This is a genomic window from Bacillus sp. OV166, from assembly GCF_900177675.1.
Classification (GTDB): Bacteria; Bacillota; Bacilli; order Bacillales; family Cytobacillaceae; genus Neobacillus.
On record NZ_FXWM01000001.1, the window covers coordinates 549,011 to 564,513 of the forward strand.

Genomic DNA, 15,503 nt, shown 5'->3' on the forward strand with positions numbered 1-15,503 from the left:
TACCTATTTTTATAAAATTTTCAGAAAAATAGTTCCATTTTTAAAATCGGTGTTATATAATACAAAACGTAGATAGTAACTGTATTATAACAAAGAGGTGATGTAGTTCATGTCGACGCAAACGACAGGTATTGAAGTGGTTGGGGCAATGAGAGCCCAGTACGATGAGATTTTAACACCAGAGGCATTAAATTTTATTGAAGCGCTAGAACGAAAATTTGGCGAAAGAAGAATTGAACTGTTACAGTACAGACAAAAACGACAAGCCGAAATTAATGATGGGAAATTGCCAGACTTTCTTCCTGAGACAAAACATATTCGGAATGATGATTGGACCATTGCTCCGCTGCCAGATGACCTGCAAGATCGCAGGGTAGAAATTACAGGCCCGACCGATCGAAAAATGGTCATCAACGCTTTAAACTCTGGTGCAAAGGTTTTTATGGCTGATTGTGAAGACGCCACTTCGCCGACATGGGAAAACATCATCGAAGGACAAATCAACTTAAGAGATGCAGTAAATCGGACGATTTCCTTTGAAAATCCTAACGGTAAAAAATATGAACTACATGAAAAAACAGCTGTTCTGTTTGTTAGACCACGCGGCCTGCATTTAGAAGAAAAACATATTTTACTAGATGGCAAACCTATTTCAGGAAGTTTATTCGACTTTGGGATGTACTTTTTCCATAATGTGAAACAGTTACTTGAGAGGGGCACAGGACCATATTTTTATCTGCCGAAATTGGAAAGTCACCTGGAGGCAAGGCTTTGGAATGATGTATTTGTATTTGCGCAAGAGAAGCTTGGGATTCCGAATGGAACCATTAAAGCGACTGTCTTACTAGAAACCATCATGGGCGCATTTGAAATGAATGAGATTTTATTTGAGCTAAAGGAACACTCTGCAGGATTGAATTGTGGAAGATGGGATTATATCTTCAGTTACTTAAAAAAGCTGCGTAACCACAAGGATGTCATTTTACCGGATCGATCTCAGGTAACGATGACAGTACCATTCATGCGTTCGTATTCGTTACTAACGATTCAAACCTGTCACCGCCGCAAGGCACCGGCAATCGGAGGGATGGCAGCCCAAATTCCCATTCGTAATAATCCGGCTGCCAATGAGGAGGCTTTTGCCAAGGTTCGTGCCGATAAAGAGCGTGAAGCCCGTGATGGTCATGATGGAACATGGGTGGCACACCCAGGTCTTGTTCCGGTAGCCCTGGAAGTTTTCAACCGTGAAATGCCGATTGCAAACCAAATTCATACACTTAAGCAACAGAAAATCAGTGTGACTGCCCAAGATTTGCTTGAATCACCAGGTGGAACGATTACAGAAGAGGGCGTTCGTTTGAACATAAATGTGGGCATTCAATATGTGGCTTCCTGGCTAAGAGGTAATGGAGCAGCCCCTATTCACAACTTGATGGAGGATGCTGCAACTGCAGAAATTTCACGCGCCCAGCTGTGGCAGTGGATTCGCCACCCCAAAGGGATTCTGAACGACGGACGGAAGGTCACCGCGGAAATGTACCAGCAATATAAGGTGGAGGAATTGGAAAAAGTCAAACAGGAAATTGGAGTGCAGACATTTGAAAACGGCCGATTCGATGAAGCTGTTGAATTGTTTGACCGATTGATTTTAAATGATGATTTTGCTGAATTTTTAACCCTGCCAGGGTATGAGTTGATTTAGTTTATTAAATTAAAAAATACTTAATAGATTAATAGGAGGAATATAAAATGACAAATTCAAGAGTAGCACAATTACAAGAAAGCTGGGAAATGGATAGCCGTTGGAATGGGATTACAAGACCATACACTGCCGAGGATGTTATCAAGCTACGCGGATCCATTGATATTGAGCATACGTTGGCTCGGAAAGGGTCTGAAAAGCTTTGGAAGCTTTTAAATGAAGAAGACTATGTAAATGCCCTTGGTGCATTAACAGGAAATCAGGCAGTCCAGCAAGTTAAAGCAGGGCTAAAAGCTATCTACCTAAGCGGTTGGCAGGTAGCAGCCGATGCAAACCTGTCCGGACACATGTACCCTGACCAAAGCTTATACCCAGCAAATAGTGTACCGAATGTCGTTAAAAAGATTAATCAGGCCTTGCAGCGTGCAGACCAGATTACCCATTCAGAGGGTGACAACTCAATCGATTGGTTTGCTCCAATTATCGCTGATGCAGAAGCCGGTTTTGGCGGCCAATTAAACTGTTTTGAACTAATGAAAGGCATGATTGAAGCCGGTGCTTCAGGTGTCCACTTTGAAGATCAGCTTTCTTCCGAGAAAAAGTGTGGCCATTTAGGGGGTAAAGTATTGCTGCCAACCCAAACGGCGGTTCGTAACTTGATCGCTGCTCGTTTAGCTGCTGACGTTATGGGTGTTCCTACGATACTAGTTGCTCGTACCGATGCCAACGCGGCTGATTTAATTACAAGTGATATTGATATGAATGATGCACCATTTATTACTGGTGAACGCACGGGAGAAGGATTCTATCGAGTGAGGGCGGGGATTGACCAGGCGATTGCTCGCGGTCTAGCATATGCACCATATGCGGATCTTGTTTGGTGCGAAACTTCTGAGCCAAATCTCGAGGAAGCAAGACAATTTGCAGAAGCGATCCATGAGAAATTCCCAGGCAAGCTGCTCGCATACAACTGCTCGCCATCTTTCAACTGGAAAAAGAAATTGGATCAAGAAACGATTGCGAAATTCCAAGTCGAACTTGGAAAAATGGGCTACAAGTTCCAATTCGTTACTCTTGCTGGCTTCCACGCTCTAAACCATGGCATGTTCGAACTTGCTCGCGGCTATAAAGAGCGCGGCATGGCAGCTTACTCCGAATTGCAGCAAGCGGAATTCGATAGCGAGCAATACGGCTACACGGCCACACGTCACCAGCGTGAGGTTGGTACAGGTTACTTTGACCAAGTATCTATGGTCATTACCGGTGGAACATCATCAACAACCGCATTAAAAGGTTCGACTGAGGCAGAACAATTTACAGGAAAAAACTAGGTCTCAGCAGACCGCGAATCCTTCTCTCCTATTGGAGGGAGGGATTTTTTGATTAGTTTATATTTAAATAGAGGAATTGGGAACCAACTTGCGGATGGGATGGTCCAACTTGCGTATGAGGAGATCCAACTTGCTTATAGTTAAATTTACAAGCTATTGAACCCACTTTTTGGAACGGAACGTTTTTTAATGTATCATCATAGATAATAATAGCCTTTATATGGAGTTGATTGAGTTGAAAAAGACAACCGTTGATGAAATCTTACAGCAAGGTATCTATGGACCACTTGAAACAAAACCAGATGAGCGGCGAAAATTCTTAGGAACTTTGAGAGAGCGGATTGTTATTGCCCTTAAGAAAAGCCAATTGGGAGAAAAAGAAGTATATCCCCAAGTGGAGCAGCATATGAAGGAAAAGCCCCAGTCCCATCTTTTCTTAAATGGAAACATGAATTACGAGGCCCTTTCCAAATATGTAAAGCTGGCCACAAAATATAAGATTGAACATACTATTGTGACCAATAAAGAGCACGACACGGAAATCGGCTTGGTGTTAGCTATGGATCATGCAATTGATAAGGAAGATATCTATATAACCAAGAAGGTACCTGCCCAGCTGCAGGAAGTTAAAAAGAGCAAGGGCTTTTTTTCAAAAATCTTTAAAAAATAAGCAGATGAGATTTCAGAGAACATACGCCCTTAACAGAGGAAAGCATCAAGCCAGAGCCCAAACTGTCCTTATGAGAGGTTCATAAGGACAAAAAGCATCAAGCCAGAGCCCCAACTGTCCTTATGAGGAGTTCATAAGGACAAAATACCTCATGCACAACCTCCAACTGTCTTTATGACACTATACACTCCTCTGTTTTCATCCAGCTGCCACTTCCACCGTTGCCTGAAGCTCCATTTCAACATTTCCCTGAATGGCTCGACTGATCATGCAAGAAGTCTCCGCTTTTTTGGCGAGTCTCTTAGCCATCGCCACTTCTTTTTCGGATGCACCTGGTTTCAAGACTACATGTGGTCGGTGGATAATTTTTTTATATGTAAAAACCCCATTGGTGACATCCACAATTCCTTCAGACTCCATCATTAGAGTCTCCTTCAGCAAATGACTACGTTCCATCATCGCTGCAAGTGTGATAATATAGCAGGTCGCGGCAGCCCCTAGCAGCATCTCATCTGGATTAGTGCCGACACCCGGCCCATCCATTCCTGGTGGGATGGAAATCTTTGTTTTTAGATTCCCGGCTTCAATCTCTCCGACATCATTCCGTAATCCCGGCCAGTTCGCCTTTAAGTGAAAAATATGTTCGGCCATTCTAAATTCCTCCAATTTTAGTTTTGCTCCCACGTTATTTGGAAAATATGGTATGGTTAATTTGATACGTAAAAAATGGAGCAGTGATTATGAAAATTATTTTTAAAATTACCCTTTTCCTAATTCTTTGTTTATATTTAGCGATTCTTTCGAAATTAATTTTGTTTAAATATATCCCGTTATCTGAGATTATTAATCATTTTAACTTTACCTATGATGAATACCACTGGCGGTCGAATAATTTCGTCCCCTTTAAAACCATTAAATTTTATTTGTTTTTAGCAGATATCAATCTAAGTATTCGGATTGAGAACTTAGCAGGGAATGTCATCGGTTTTATGCCGTTCGGATTTATCTTACCATTGCTTGCAAAAAAGTTTCAAAAAATCAGCACTGTCACCTTTGCTACCTTTTGCTTAAGTCTAACGTTCGAACTGTTGCAGCTCGTATTTGAATTTGGCAGCTTTGATGTGGACGACTTAATTTTAAATACGGCTGGTGGAATTCTTGGTTACCTGCCTATTAAGCTCGTTTTTCTGATCGCCCATTTGAAAAAGAAAATCATAAAAACAACGCAATTTTAGGAGGCAGTCGGATGGCAAAAGGATTCTTTACACTCTTTTCAAAAAACATTAAGAAATCAATGGGGGCGGGGCAATATCAGGCAAATGGAATTCAAGTTACCTGTGTTCATTGCCAACATGATCGGTTTGAGTCTAGTCATGCCCAGTTAAATACAGCATTGGCCACTTTTTTAAATTTTGACTTTGCCAACCGCTCTGCAATCACATTAACCTGTCACCGTTGTGGGTATATCCATTGGTTTAATAAGAAGGTTAATAGAATAGATTAGGATAAACAAAAACCACCGATGAATCTTTAAAAAGATCCACTGGTGGTTTTTTCAGTCCCAGTAACTGGTACTGTATCTGCTAACAATTGAATATTTTTGGTTACCTTTGTGCTATAGGTAAAATCACCATAGCAATAAGGGTAGCGGAAATTATCTTTATTGCCGCCACAAGTATATATAGCTGGCTTTTCTTTTACCCGCTGGAGGGAGAATTCTTTCGCCAATGCCTCACTATGTTTACCGCCGTGCTGTGCGACATAGTCAATGTAGCCAATTCCCATGTTGTAAGACTGGATAATGGTCTGGAAATCTACCTTTTTCTGATTCCCATAAGTGAGTACTCGCTGAAAATGTTTAACCCCAACCTGAATGCTTTTTTGGGGATCTGTAATTGTATTTCTTGCCAAACCAGCCGATTCCGACGACTGCATAGGATCCCCGCCTTTGCCGCGGCTTTCTTGCTGCATTAAGGCTACTAGTACTGTCGTATGAGTTTCGAGATTATATTTCGCTAATTCATCGTGTATTAAGGGACTATATTTTTTTACATCAGCAAATGGATCAGATTTTTCAAGTTGAAGGGAACCTGGTTGTTGAAAATAATTTTGGAACATGGCCAATCCACAAAAAAGCATAAACAGCATCAAAAAGAGTTTGAATTTCTTCCGTCTTCGTTTTTTCATTCAGAAGCCCTCCCATCCCTGACCATTATAAGGGAAGATGCCAAGAATGTCTGTGATGAACTTATTAGAAAAAATATTTGCATTATTAAGAGAAAAATAGAATTAAATTTTTAAAAGTTTGAACAAAAATTGATTTGCTTGCCAATACTGATAGTTGAATCATTGCGGTAATGCGGAAAAGTTTGGTATCATCATTAGTATTGATATGATAAGACAAATGGGATTGGGGGTTATGATATGTCACGTATTTCAAATGAGCAGGTTAAGCATGTAGCTAACCTGGCACGCTTGGCTATAACCGAAGAAGAAACAGAAAAGTTTACAAAGCAGCTGGATGCGATTATTACCTTTGCTGAGCAGTTAAATGAATTGGACACGGAAAATGTGGAACCTACATACCATGTGCTGGATATGAAAAATGTTTTACGTGAAGATAAATCCAAACAAGGATTAGCGCTTGAAGAGGTACTAAAAAATGCGCCTGAACATCAGGATGGACAGATTAAAGTACCATCGATTATGGGGAAGGAGGATTAAAACGTGAGTTTATTTGACTATAAAGTTGCAGACTTACATGAGCTGCTACATAAAAAGGAACTAAATGTGTCCGATCTTGTTGAAGAATCATACAAGAGAATCGGACAAGTCGAGGACAAAGTTCAGGCATTTTTAACATTGGATGAAGAGCGCGCCCGTCAATCAGCAAAAGCATTAGATGAGAAACTTAACACGGATGCGGCAAAAGGTTTGCTATTCGGGATGCCGATTGGCTTAAAAGATAACATGGTTACAAAAGGACTGCGGACAACCTGTGCGAGTAAAATTCTCGAAAACTTTGATCCAATTTATGATGCCACCGTCGTTCAGAAACTGCAGCAGGCAGAAACGGTAACGATTGGGAAGTTAAATATGGATGAATTTGCAATGGGGTCTTCAAACGAAAATTCCCATTATCAAACGACACGGAATCCATGGAATCTTGAGACGGTTCCAGGTGGTTCATCAGGCGGTTCAGCAGCATCTGTTGCGGCAGGTGAAGTCCTATTTTCCCTTGGTTCTGATACGGGCGGTTCGATCCGTCAACCAGCTTCTTTTTGTGGTGTCGTCGGATTAAAGCCAACCTATGGTCGTGTTTCCCGCTTTGGCCTTGTAGCCTTTGCGTCATCACTTGATCAAATTGGACCGATTACAAGAACCGTTGAGGATAATGCCTACCTGCTTCAAGCGATATCCGGCCTGGATCCAATGGATTCAACCTCAGCAAATGTGGACGTTCCCGACTTTGCTAGTGCCTTAACTGGTGACGTAAAGGGTCTTAGAATCGCAGTACCAAAAGAGTATCTTGGTGAAGGTGTCAGCGAAACCGTCCGACAATCCGTCTTAAATGCATTAAAGGTGCTTGAGGGTCTTGGCGCCGTTTGGGAAGAAGTTTCCCTGCCGCACTCGAAGTATGCACTTGCCGCTTACTATTTGCTTTCGTCATCAGAAGCCTCAGCGAACCTCGCCCGTTTCGACGGAGTCCGTTACGGCTATCGTACAAAGGATGCGGAAACGTTAATTGATTTATATAAAAAAACACGAGCAGAAGGCTTCGGTGATGAAGTAAAGCGCCGGATTATGCTTGGAACGTTTGCACTAAGTTCAGGTTACTATGATGCCTATTACAAAAAGGCGCAGCAGGTTCGGACATTAATCAAGCAAGACTATGAGAATGTTTTTGCAAAGTATGATGTGATTATCGGCCCGACTACACCAACGCCGGCTTTTAAAATTGGTGAAAAAATCGAGGATCCGTTAACGATGTATGTCAATGATATTTTAACGATTCCATTGAACCTTGCAGGCTTACCAGGAATTTCGATTCCGTGTGGCTTTGATGGCGGGTTGCCGTTAGGCTTACAAATCATCGGCAAGTATTTTGATGAAGCAACAATTTATCGGACAGCACATGCATTTGAACAGGCAACAGACTATCATAAACAGAAACCTGGATTATAGGGGGTGAAGACCGTGGAATTTGAAACAGTGATTGGACTTGAGGTCCATGTTGAGTTAAAAACAGATTCAAAAATTTTCTCAGCGAGCCCCAATCATTTTGGAGCTGAACCGAATACAAATACAAGTGTGATTGACCTGGGCTACCCAGGAGTTTTACCTGTCCTTAATAAAAAAGCGGTAGAATTTGGGATAAAAGCTGCCATGGCCATTAATTGCGAGGTTGCTACCCATACAAAGTTTGACCGCAAAAACTACTTTTACCCGGATAATCCCAAGGCCTATCAGATTTCCCAGTTTGATAAGCCAATTGGGGAACATGGCTGGATTGATATTGAGGTAAATGGCTATACGAAGCGGATTGGAATTACGAGAATTCATTTGGAAGAAGATGCAGGAAAGCTGAACCATGGCAAAGGGTATTCATTATGCGATTACAATCGTCAGGGCACTCCGCTTGTTGAAATCGTTTCTGAACCGGATATTCGCACTCCTGATGAAGCTTATGCCTATCTTGAAAAATTAAAATCCATTATCCAATATACAGGCGTTTCCGATTGTAAAATGGAAGAGGGCTCACTTCGTTGTGACGCAAATATTTCGATTCGTCCCGTTGGTCAAGAAGAATTCGGAACGAAAACAGAATTGAAAAACCTGAACTCATTCAATTTTGTCCGCAAAGGGCTTGAATACGAAGAGAAGCGTCAACGCGAAGTGGTGTCGGCCGGTGGAACGATTGATCAAGAAACTCGCCGCTTTGATGAAGCCACTGGGGCAACCTTGCTGATGAGGGTCAAAGAAGGTTCCGATGATTATCGTTACTTCCCAGAGCCGGATTTAATGGACTTGTACATTGATGAGGACTGGAAAGCAAGAGTTCGTGCCGAAATCCCTGAACTGCCAGACCAGCGTCAAAAGCGTTATGTAGAAGAGCTTGGCTTACCCGTTTACGACGCAAAAGTGTTAACTGTAACGAAAGAAATGGCTGATTTCTTCGAGGAGACAGTTAATGGTGGTGCGGATGCGAAGCTTGCCTCGAACTGGATCATGGGGGATGTCTCAGCCTACTTGAATGCTGAGCAAAAAGAGCTTCATCAAGTAGCCTTAACACCGGAAGGTCTAGCAAGCATGATTAAGCTAATCGAAAACGGAACGATTTCTTCGAAAATCGCGAAAACCGTTTTTAAAGAGTTAATTGAAAACGGCGGCGATGCCGAGAAAATTGTGAAGGACAAGGGGCTTGTCCAGATTTCCGATGAGGGAACACTTCTTAAAATTATTTCTGAGGTGCTGGATGCGAATCCGCAATCGATTGAAGATTTTAAGAATGGGAAAAATAAAGCGGTTGGCTTCTTAGTGGGGCAATTAATGAAGGCAACTAAGGGTCAGGCCAATCCGCAGATGGTCAATCAGTTATTGCAGCAAGAATTACAAAAACGTTAAACGAAGCTGGCAGAGTCTATTCTGCCAGTTTTTTTATGGTTTGCGGATTTCGACATTCTTTTCGCCATTTCCCGGGAAAAAATTCTTTTCTTAAAAGGGTTTATCCCGCAACTAATCAAACGTTTGGTTAGTAAGGAATGATCAGGAAACGTGTCGAAGCATAGGAGTTTCCCTAAGAAAGTCCTAATATCGACTTGTTTTTTATTTTATTAGAGGTAAATTATCGCTCGGGTCGACAAAGGATTTTCACAATAAGTGGCTGAAACACTTTATTTATATGGCCTCGTGGCTAACTAATCAAACGTTTGGTTAGTTTTTTGGAGTAGTGTAAATTCAACAATCTTTTTTCCAGGTTTAGGAGTAAAAGGTTGAGAGGGAGGGCTATTCCGCCTATTTAATTAAACGTTTGATTAGTTTGCAGTTGGTCGAGGGGTGTAAATTTAAAGGGAAATAAGGTTAATGGAAGGCTTAGCTGCCCCAGTTCCCGACAAACTTTTTATATGATTTCGGAGAAAAACATTGATTTACCGGGGCTGATACTAGTTTTAATCAAACGTTTGGTTAGTTCTATATTTTTGGGAAAATAGTCAAGGTATGTAAAAGAACTTAGGCTAAATATTTAAATGGCTATTTTCTGATACGCTGATAAAATCTGATTTATCGCTGATAAACTGTGTGAATTCGCTGATAAATGGGCTAGATTCGCTGATAAAACTCTCAAATCCGCTGATTAAAAATGAGAGGCGATCTTTATTAGTATATGAAACTAGTTTTTTCGTCCAAAGCTTTCTTAGATACCCCCTTTGTATATAAATCCCTCCATAAAAATTATTATGTGGTACTCTTTTCCAAAAATTAGTATTCTCCTCCCTGACTTGCGGATAGAGTGAGCTAACTTGCGGATAACCGCCATCAACTTGCGGAAAGTAGATTTTAGGACTATTCGTAGTTTAATTCGGCAAATAAATGGTAAGATTTAAACAAAATGATTTTATAAATAAAGCGAGGTACACGGATGACAATTTATATTGCGCTGTTACGAGGAATCAATGTTGGCAAGCATAACCGGATCAAAATGGCAGATTTAAAAAGTCTATTAGAAACAATGGGCCTAACCAAGGTGAAAACATATATTCAAAGTGGAAATGTTTTATTCGAAGCAAAGGACGAGGCAGAGCAACTTAGCCAACGATTAGAGGATGAGATAAGTAAGACATTTGGTTTTCCGGTCCCTGTTATTTTAAGAACAGCTGAGGAATACGAACAGATTATCCGTGATTGTCCCTATTCTATCGATTTTCTTAAGGAAGGCGAGAGTATCCAACTAGCCTTTTTGGCGGAGGAACCCTCCCAAGTAAAAACGGACCTTTTACGCAACTACCAAAGCGAGCCCGACGAATGTTTTATAAAAGGGAAAGAAGTCTACCTCTTTTTACGGCAGAGCATCCTAGATTCAAAACTAGCAGCACAGCTGCCGAAACTAGGTGTTCCGGTGACAGTACGTAACTGGAAGACTGTCATCAAACTATCGACCATGGTAGAAGATTTGATAAATAAATAACGCTCGGATCGATTGGATCCGAGCGTTTGTCAATTTATTCATTTTTTAATAAACGAACGCTCTCATTAAATTCCTTTTCAATGGCATCATTTTTCTTATAAGTGATCAAGCTGACAACGACTGCTACAATTAGATTGAAGACAAAGCCTGGAACTATTTCATAAAGCGTGTCACCAAGTCCAACATTTTTCCAAACGATAACGGTAACAGCACCGACGATCATCCCGAAAAGGGCTCCCCAATTCGTAATCTTTTTCCAGAATAAACTTAGCAGGATAACAGGTCCGAAAGAAGCTCCGAAGCCTGCCCATGCATAGGCAACAAGATCTAAAATGGTGCTATTTTGCTTGAAAGCAAGTGCAGCAGCAACAACGGACACAAGAAGAACCGCCATTCTTCCTAAGAAGACAAGTTGTTTATCTTTAGCGTTCTTGTTCATCACCATTTTGTATAAATCTTCAACAAGCGCACTAGAAGTTACGATTAATTGGGAAGAAATCGTACTCATAATCGCTGCAAGAATGGCAGCCAAAGCAAATCCAGCGAATAGAGGGTGGAATAAAATCTGGCTTAATTCAATAAATACCGCTTCTGGATTCTTTAATACATGATCTGGATTATTATGGAAAAATGCAATCCCAATAAATCCTGTTAAGATTGTACCGATAAGCGAGATAATCATCCAGCCCATACCAATTCGGCGGGCGCTTTTTGTTTCTTTGATCGTTTTGATTGCCATAAATCTTACAATAATATGCGGCTGGCCAAAATAGCCTAGGCCCCATGCCATTGCCGAAACTATTCCTAAAAAGGTTGTCCCTTTTAATAAGTCCATTTTAGTAGGATCAATCGCTCGAATCGTTTCAAACGTTTCAGCGGGGCCACCCGTGTGAAAGATGCCAATAGCGGGAACAAGTGCTAGGGCAATCAGCATCATTAATCCTTGAATAAAGTCTGTATAACTTACAGCTAAGAATCCACCAAATAGGGTGTAGGCAACCGTAACGCCGCCAACAATCAAAAGCCCAGTATGGTAACTCGTGCCAAACGAGCTCTCAAAAAAGACAGCTCCAGAAACCATTCCGGAAGAAACATAGAAAGTAAAGAATATAAGAATAACAATACCTGAAACAATACGGAGTAGTTTGCTGTTGTCTTTAAAACGGTTTTCAAGATAGCTAGGAATCGTGATGGAATCATTGGCAACTTGAGTATAAGAACGTAAGCGAGGTGCAACTAGCAGCCAGTTAAGATAGGCTCCAATCGTTAAACCAACCGCGATCCACGCATCTGCCAAACCGGTTACATAAATCCCCCCAGGTAAGCCCATTAAGAGCCAGCCGCTCATATCAGCAGCCCCGGCACTTAAGGCGGTTACAGCAGGTCCTAAAGACCTTCCACCAAGCATGTAATCCGTAAGATTGCTAGTCTTTCGATATGAATACCAACCGATAAAGAGCATAGCGGCAATATAGATTCCAATCGAGAGTAGTTGTAGTGATTCGTTAGACATATATTTCCTCCTCTGTTTGTTATTGTAGAAAACACTTTTAATAATATTTTCTATATAAAAAATATTCTATCAACTTTAAATTCCTATTACTAGTGTAAAAATATGTTTTTATAAAATAGGGAAAAATACTTGTAGTATAACATTGGCGAATCTGCTTAAGCAGTTCGATTGTAACGTGTAATTGAAACGACTATTATAGAAGCAAATGGAAAGGGTGCTGTATAAATGGATTTAAACCAATGGTTTCAAAAAGGATTAACTGTCGATGGGTACATCAACGCGATGACCACCAATAAAGATGAAATGCTCACAATCTATAAGCAATTTACCTTAAGGGATGAAGACAGAAATAAACTCGAGGCATTAAGACCGCAAAAATTACGAGCGATTGTCCTCTCAGAGGATTGGTGTGGAGATGCGATGCTGAATAACCCAATTTTGCTGCGAATAGCTGAGGCCGCCGAGATGGAAGTCCGTTTCGTGCTCCGCGATTCAAATCTGGAGTTAATGGACCAATATTTAACCAATGGCACGTCGAGAGCCATTCCAATTTTTATTTTTATCAATGAAGCAGGCAATGAAGCAGGCGTATGGGGACCAAGAGCACCTGAAATACAGGCATTTGTAATGGAAAAGCGTGCTGCCTTGCCAGATAAAGACGCTGAGGATTTCCAGGAGAAACAAATGGCAATGTTTAAGAACTTTAAAGAAACCTATCAAACAGATGCGGTCATTTGGCAAACCGTAGCCAATAGTATCCTATCGACACTGTTAAAATAACAAAGAGGATCCCCAAGTAGTTTTAACTACAAGGGGATCCTTTTCTCGCCCATATTAAATACTGCTGTTCTTTGGAGGGATACGGTCGTTCTGCAAATTTTTATCACTGATTTTTGGCTCAATTCCAAGAATGAAATTACGGATGTTCGACCTGTGCAAATAAATTAAGAAAAAAGTAAATAAAAAAGAGATAAGTTCTAACTCAAAATTAGGAGAAACCAAGGAATATACGAGCATACTTAGACCAACGGTGATGGAGCCGAAGAATACATACTTTGTTAAAAAAATAACCAAAAAGAAGGTAATATAGGCAATCACTAATAAAGGAAAATTGGCAATCAACAGTGCTCCGGCAGTTGTAGCAATCGCCTTTCCCCCTCTAAAGCCTGCAAAAATTGGAAAGCAATGTCCAACAACAGCAGCGAATCCAAAGTAAAGGGGTTCCGCCTCAAGATTGAAGTAAATTGGCATGTAGGCTGCCAAAGCGCCCTTCGCAAGATCAATAAGCAGGACGAAAATAGCTGACTTTTTACCAAGAACCCTCAATGTGTTGGTTGCACCAGGATTTTTGCTGCCATGATCCCGGATGTCTACACCAAAGACCAACCTGCCTACAATTAAGGCGGTGGGAACGCTTCCAATTAAGTAGGAAGCTAGAAGCAACAGCCAGAACATAAGCACCCTTCCCCCATCTATTATTTTATTAAATTCGTTTTATTTATAGATTCTATCACACTTCAGTGGTATTATTTTGTTGAATTCTCACTATTAGTAAGAAAAGGGAGCGCTCAACATGAGACAAATTGATTTTGGTCAAGTTGCTAATAGCTATGCATGCGCAAGAGAAGATATTCCCGTAACCTTAATGGATAGCCTCTATCTCCGCAATATTTTTTTTGAAGGAAAAAAAGTCGCTGATATCGGCTCGGGAACTGGTGTGTTAACAAGAAAAGTGGCCTTACGAAAAGCGGATGTTATTGGCATTGAGCCATCAAAGGAAATGCTAGAACAGGCAAAGGCTTTCAATCTTACGAAGAATTTTACCATTCCGTATCAATTGGGCAGTGCAGAAGATACAGGTCTAAAAGATTCACAGTTTGATATTGTCACAGTAATAAGGGCATGGCATTGGTTTGATCGTCCTAAGGCAATCCAAGAAATGAAAAGGATATTAAAAGCAAAAGGGACGTTAATTGTTATTGATTCTGGTTTTCTATCAGGCACGCCTGCCGTTGAAAAAACCTTTGCAGTTCTAGCTAAATACGTTGAAGGCGGCTTATTGCCAGCAGGTTCGAAGGCAGAGTCCCAGATGCGGATGAACGGATTTCCCGTCGAGTGGTTTGCTGAATGGCAGACAAATGGTTTCGAACTGAGAGATTTTTATAAGTTAAATTACACGGTCAACTTTACAAAGCAGGAATGGATCGAGCGAATGGAGTCGATTTCATGGCTGGCAGGAATAGATGTAAATGTTCGAAAAGCGGCATTGGAGGAGTTAGCCAGTTCAATACCAGATCAAGAATCCTTTGTCATTCCACATGAATGTAATGTTTGTATTTTAAGAATTGGAGAGTAGACCTTCTACTATTTACGTTATAATAACTTAAAAGATAAACTCATCACATGATGAAACAACATCGCCTTATGAAAAGGATGATCAATTTGAGTCAGAAGCTTAAAATTCAACAGCCAAAAATTCCATCAAGTTTAACACCATTAGACTTTAACGATAGAGAAGATTCTTACATTAACATGGCAATCATCAGCGACTGCTCGATATCACAAGAGGAAATTGAAAAGCTAATTTTTGAGGAGGTTGTATTTAAAAATGTAACCTTTCTCGATGGATCATTTCGGTTTATTCAATTAACCGATGTCATTTTTGATCGATGCGATCTATCCAATGTGGATTTTACCGATGGAATTATCCACCGTGTCGAGTTTCGCGATTCTAAACTATTAGGATTAAATCTTGCAGATGCTACACTTCGTAATGTCTTGTTTGAAAGCTGTAATCTGAATATGGGCTCGTTTGGATATGCCGATTTGAAGGAAATGAAATTTGAAAATTGTTCCCTTCGCAATGCTGATTACTATGATGCCAAGTTTAAAAAAATTGAATTTAAAAATTGTGATCTTGATGATGCGAATTTTACGGGAACCACTCTTAAAGGAGTGGACCTCAGCACCTGTAACTTTAACCGCTTAAATCTCTCACTTGATAGTGTTGCAGGGTGCACGGTTTCTGCAGACCAGGCGCTAGGATTTGCGAGGCTATTAGGTTTGGAAATTAAAGAATAATCTACTATATATCTGCTAAA

16 protein-coding genes are annotated in these 15,503 nt (G+C 40.7%); 12 read left to right on the forward strand and 4 right to left on the reverse strand.

Annotated features, from left to right (window positions below; translation table 11 throughout):
* Positions 1 to 109: 109 nt before the first annotated feature.
* From aceB to CCK98_RS02675, 3 genes are all read left to right on the forward strand, one after another.
* A complete protein-coding gene (aceB, locus tag CCK98_RS02665; RefSeq protein WP_088085168.1) occupies positions 110 to 1,702 on the forward strand; it encodes a malate synthase A in 1,593 nt (530 codons plus the stop codon).
* 47 nt (positions 1,703 to 1,749) lie between these two features.
* Positions 1,750 to 3,033, forward strand: coding sequence for an isocitrate lyase (gene aceA / locus CCK98_RS02670; RefSeq protein ID WP_088085169.1), 1,284 nt, complete (start codon positions 1,750 to 1,752; stop codon positions 3,031 to 3,033).
* A 235-nt stretch (positions 3,034 to 3,268) separates the two neighbouring features.
* A complete protein-coding gene (locus CCK98_RS02675; protein ID WP_256942234.1) occupies positions 3,269 to 3,703 on the forward strand; it encodes a YueI family protein in 435 nt (144 codons plus the stop codon).
* 198 nt (positions 3,704 to 3,901) lie between these two features.
* Here the strand turns inward: CCK98_RS02675 and CCK98_RS02680 are convergent, their stop codons facing one another.
* Positions 3,902 to 4,354, reverse strand: coding sequence for an OsmC family protein (locus CCK98_RS02680; RefSeq protein WP_088085171.1), 453 nt, complete (start codon positions 4,352 to 4,354; stop codon positions 3,902 to 3,904).
* Positions 4,355 to 4,443: 89 nt separating this feature from the next.
* Here CCK98_RS02680 and CCK98_RS02685 point away from each other — a divergent pair, with 89 nt between their 5' ends.
* On the forward strand, positions 4,444 to 4,938 hold the full coding sequence (locus CCK98_RS02685; protein WP_088085172.1) for a VanZ family protein: 495 nt from the start codon (positions 4,444 to 4,446) through the stop codon (positions 4,936 to 4,938).
* An 11-nt stretch (positions 4,939 to 4,949) separates the two neighbouring features.
* Positions 4,950 to 5,207: a zinc ribbon domain-containing protein gene (locus CCK98_RS02690; protein ID WP_088085173.1), complete on the forward strand. Its 258-nt coding sequence runs from the start codon at positions 4,950 to 4,952 to the stop codon at positions 5,205 to 5,207.
* Positions 5,208 to 5,233: 26 nt separating this feature from the next.
* Here the strand turns inward: CCK98_RS02690 and CCK98_RS02695 are convergent, their stop codons facing one another.
* The gene (locus CCK98_RS02695) at positions 5,234 to 5,890 is read right to left on the reverse strand and encodes a lysozyme family protein (RefSeq protein ID WP_088085174.1); all 657 of its coding nucleotides are present in this window, start codon (positions 5,888 to 5,890) and stop codon (positions 5,234 to 5,236) included.
* A 237-nt stretch (positions 5,891 to 6,127) separates the two neighbouring features.
* Between CCK98_RS02695 and gatC the strand changes: the two genes are divergently transcribed.
* The 4 genes from gatC (at position 6,128) to CCK98_RS02715 (ending at position 10,889) form a co-directional block, all read left to right on the forward strand.
* Positions 6,128 to 6,427: an Asp-tRNA(Asn)/Glu-tRNA(Gln) amidotransferase subunit GatC gene (gene gatC, locus CCK98_RS02700; protein WP_088085175.1), complete on the forward strand. Its 300-nt coding sequence runs from the start codon at positions 6,128 to 6,130 to the stop codon at positions 6,425 to 6,427.
* A 3-nt stretch (positions 6,428 to 6,430) separates the two neighbouring features.
* A complete protein-coding gene (gene gatA, locus CCK98_RS02705) occupies positions 6,431 to 7,888 on the forward strand; it encodes an Asp-tRNA(Asn)/Glu-tRNA(Gln) amidotransferase subunit GatA (protein ID WP_088085176.1) in 1,458 nt (485 codons plus the stop codon).
* A 12-nt stretch (positions 7,889 to 7,900) separates the two neighbouring features.
* Complete coding sequence (gene gatB, locus CCK98_RS02710) at positions 7,901 to 9,328, forward strand: Asp-tRNA(Asn)/Glu-tRNA(Gln) amidotransferase subunit GatB (protein WP_088085177.1); 1,428 nt, start codon at positions 7,901 to 7,903, stop codon at positions 9,326 to 9,328.
* Positions 9,329 to 10,343: 1,015 nt separating this feature from the next.
* Positions 10,344 to 10,889, forward strand: coding sequence for a DUF1697 domain-containing protein (locus CCK98_RS02715; protein WP_088085178.1), 546 nt, complete (start codon positions 10,344 to 10,346; stop codon positions 10,887 to 10,889).
* A 34-nt stretch (positions 10,890 to 10,923) separates the two neighbouring features.
* Here the strand turns inward: CCK98_RS02715 and putP are convergent, their stop codons facing one another.
* Positions 10,924 to 12,402, reverse strand: a complete 1,479-nt coding sequence (gene putP / locus CCK98_RS02720) for a sodium/proline symporter PutP (protein WP_088085179.1) — start codon at positions 12,400 to 12,402, stop codon at positions 10,924 to 10,926.
* A 225-nt stretch (positions 12,403 to 12,627) separates the two neighbouring features.
* Here putP and CCK98_RS02725 point away from each other — a divergent pair, with 225 nt between their 5' ends.
* Positions 12,628 to 13,182: a thioredoxin family protein gene (locus CCK98_RS02725; RefSeq protein WP_088085180.1), complete on the forward strand. Its 555-nt coding sequence runs from the start codon at positions 12,628 to 12,630 to the stop codon at positions 13,180 to 13,182.
* Positions 13,183 to 13,236: 54 nt separating this feature from the next.
* Here CCK98_RS02725 and plsY read toward each other — a convergent pair whose 3' ends face one another.
* Positions 13,237 to 13,857, reverse strand: coding sequence for a glycerol-3-phosphate 1-O-acyltransferase PlsY (gene plsY, locus CCK98_RS02730; protein ID WP_088085181.1), 621 nt, complete (start codon positions 13,855 to 13,857; stop codon positions 13,237 to 13,239).
* Between the two features lie 118 nt (positions 13,858 to 13,975).
* On the opposite strand from plsY, the gene CCK98_RS02735 reads away from it, so the two are divergent.
* Both CCK98_RS02735 and CCK98_RS02740 read left to right on the forward strand, forming a co-directional pair.
* Entirely contained in the window at positions 13,976 to 14,758 is a 783-nt protein-coding gene (locus CCK98_RS02735; protein ID WP_088085182.1) for a class I SAM-dependent methyltransferase, read from the forward strand.
* A 77-nt stretch (positions 14,759 to 14,835) separates the two neighbouring features.
* Positions 14,836 to 15,483, forward strand: a complete 648-nt coding sequence (locus tag CCK98_RS02740) for a pentapeptide repeat-containing protein (RefSeq protein ID WP_088090265.1) — start codon at positions 14,836 to 14,838, stop codon at positions 15,481 to 15,483.
* The last annotated feature ends 20 nt before the right edge of the window (positions 15,484 to 15,503 follow it).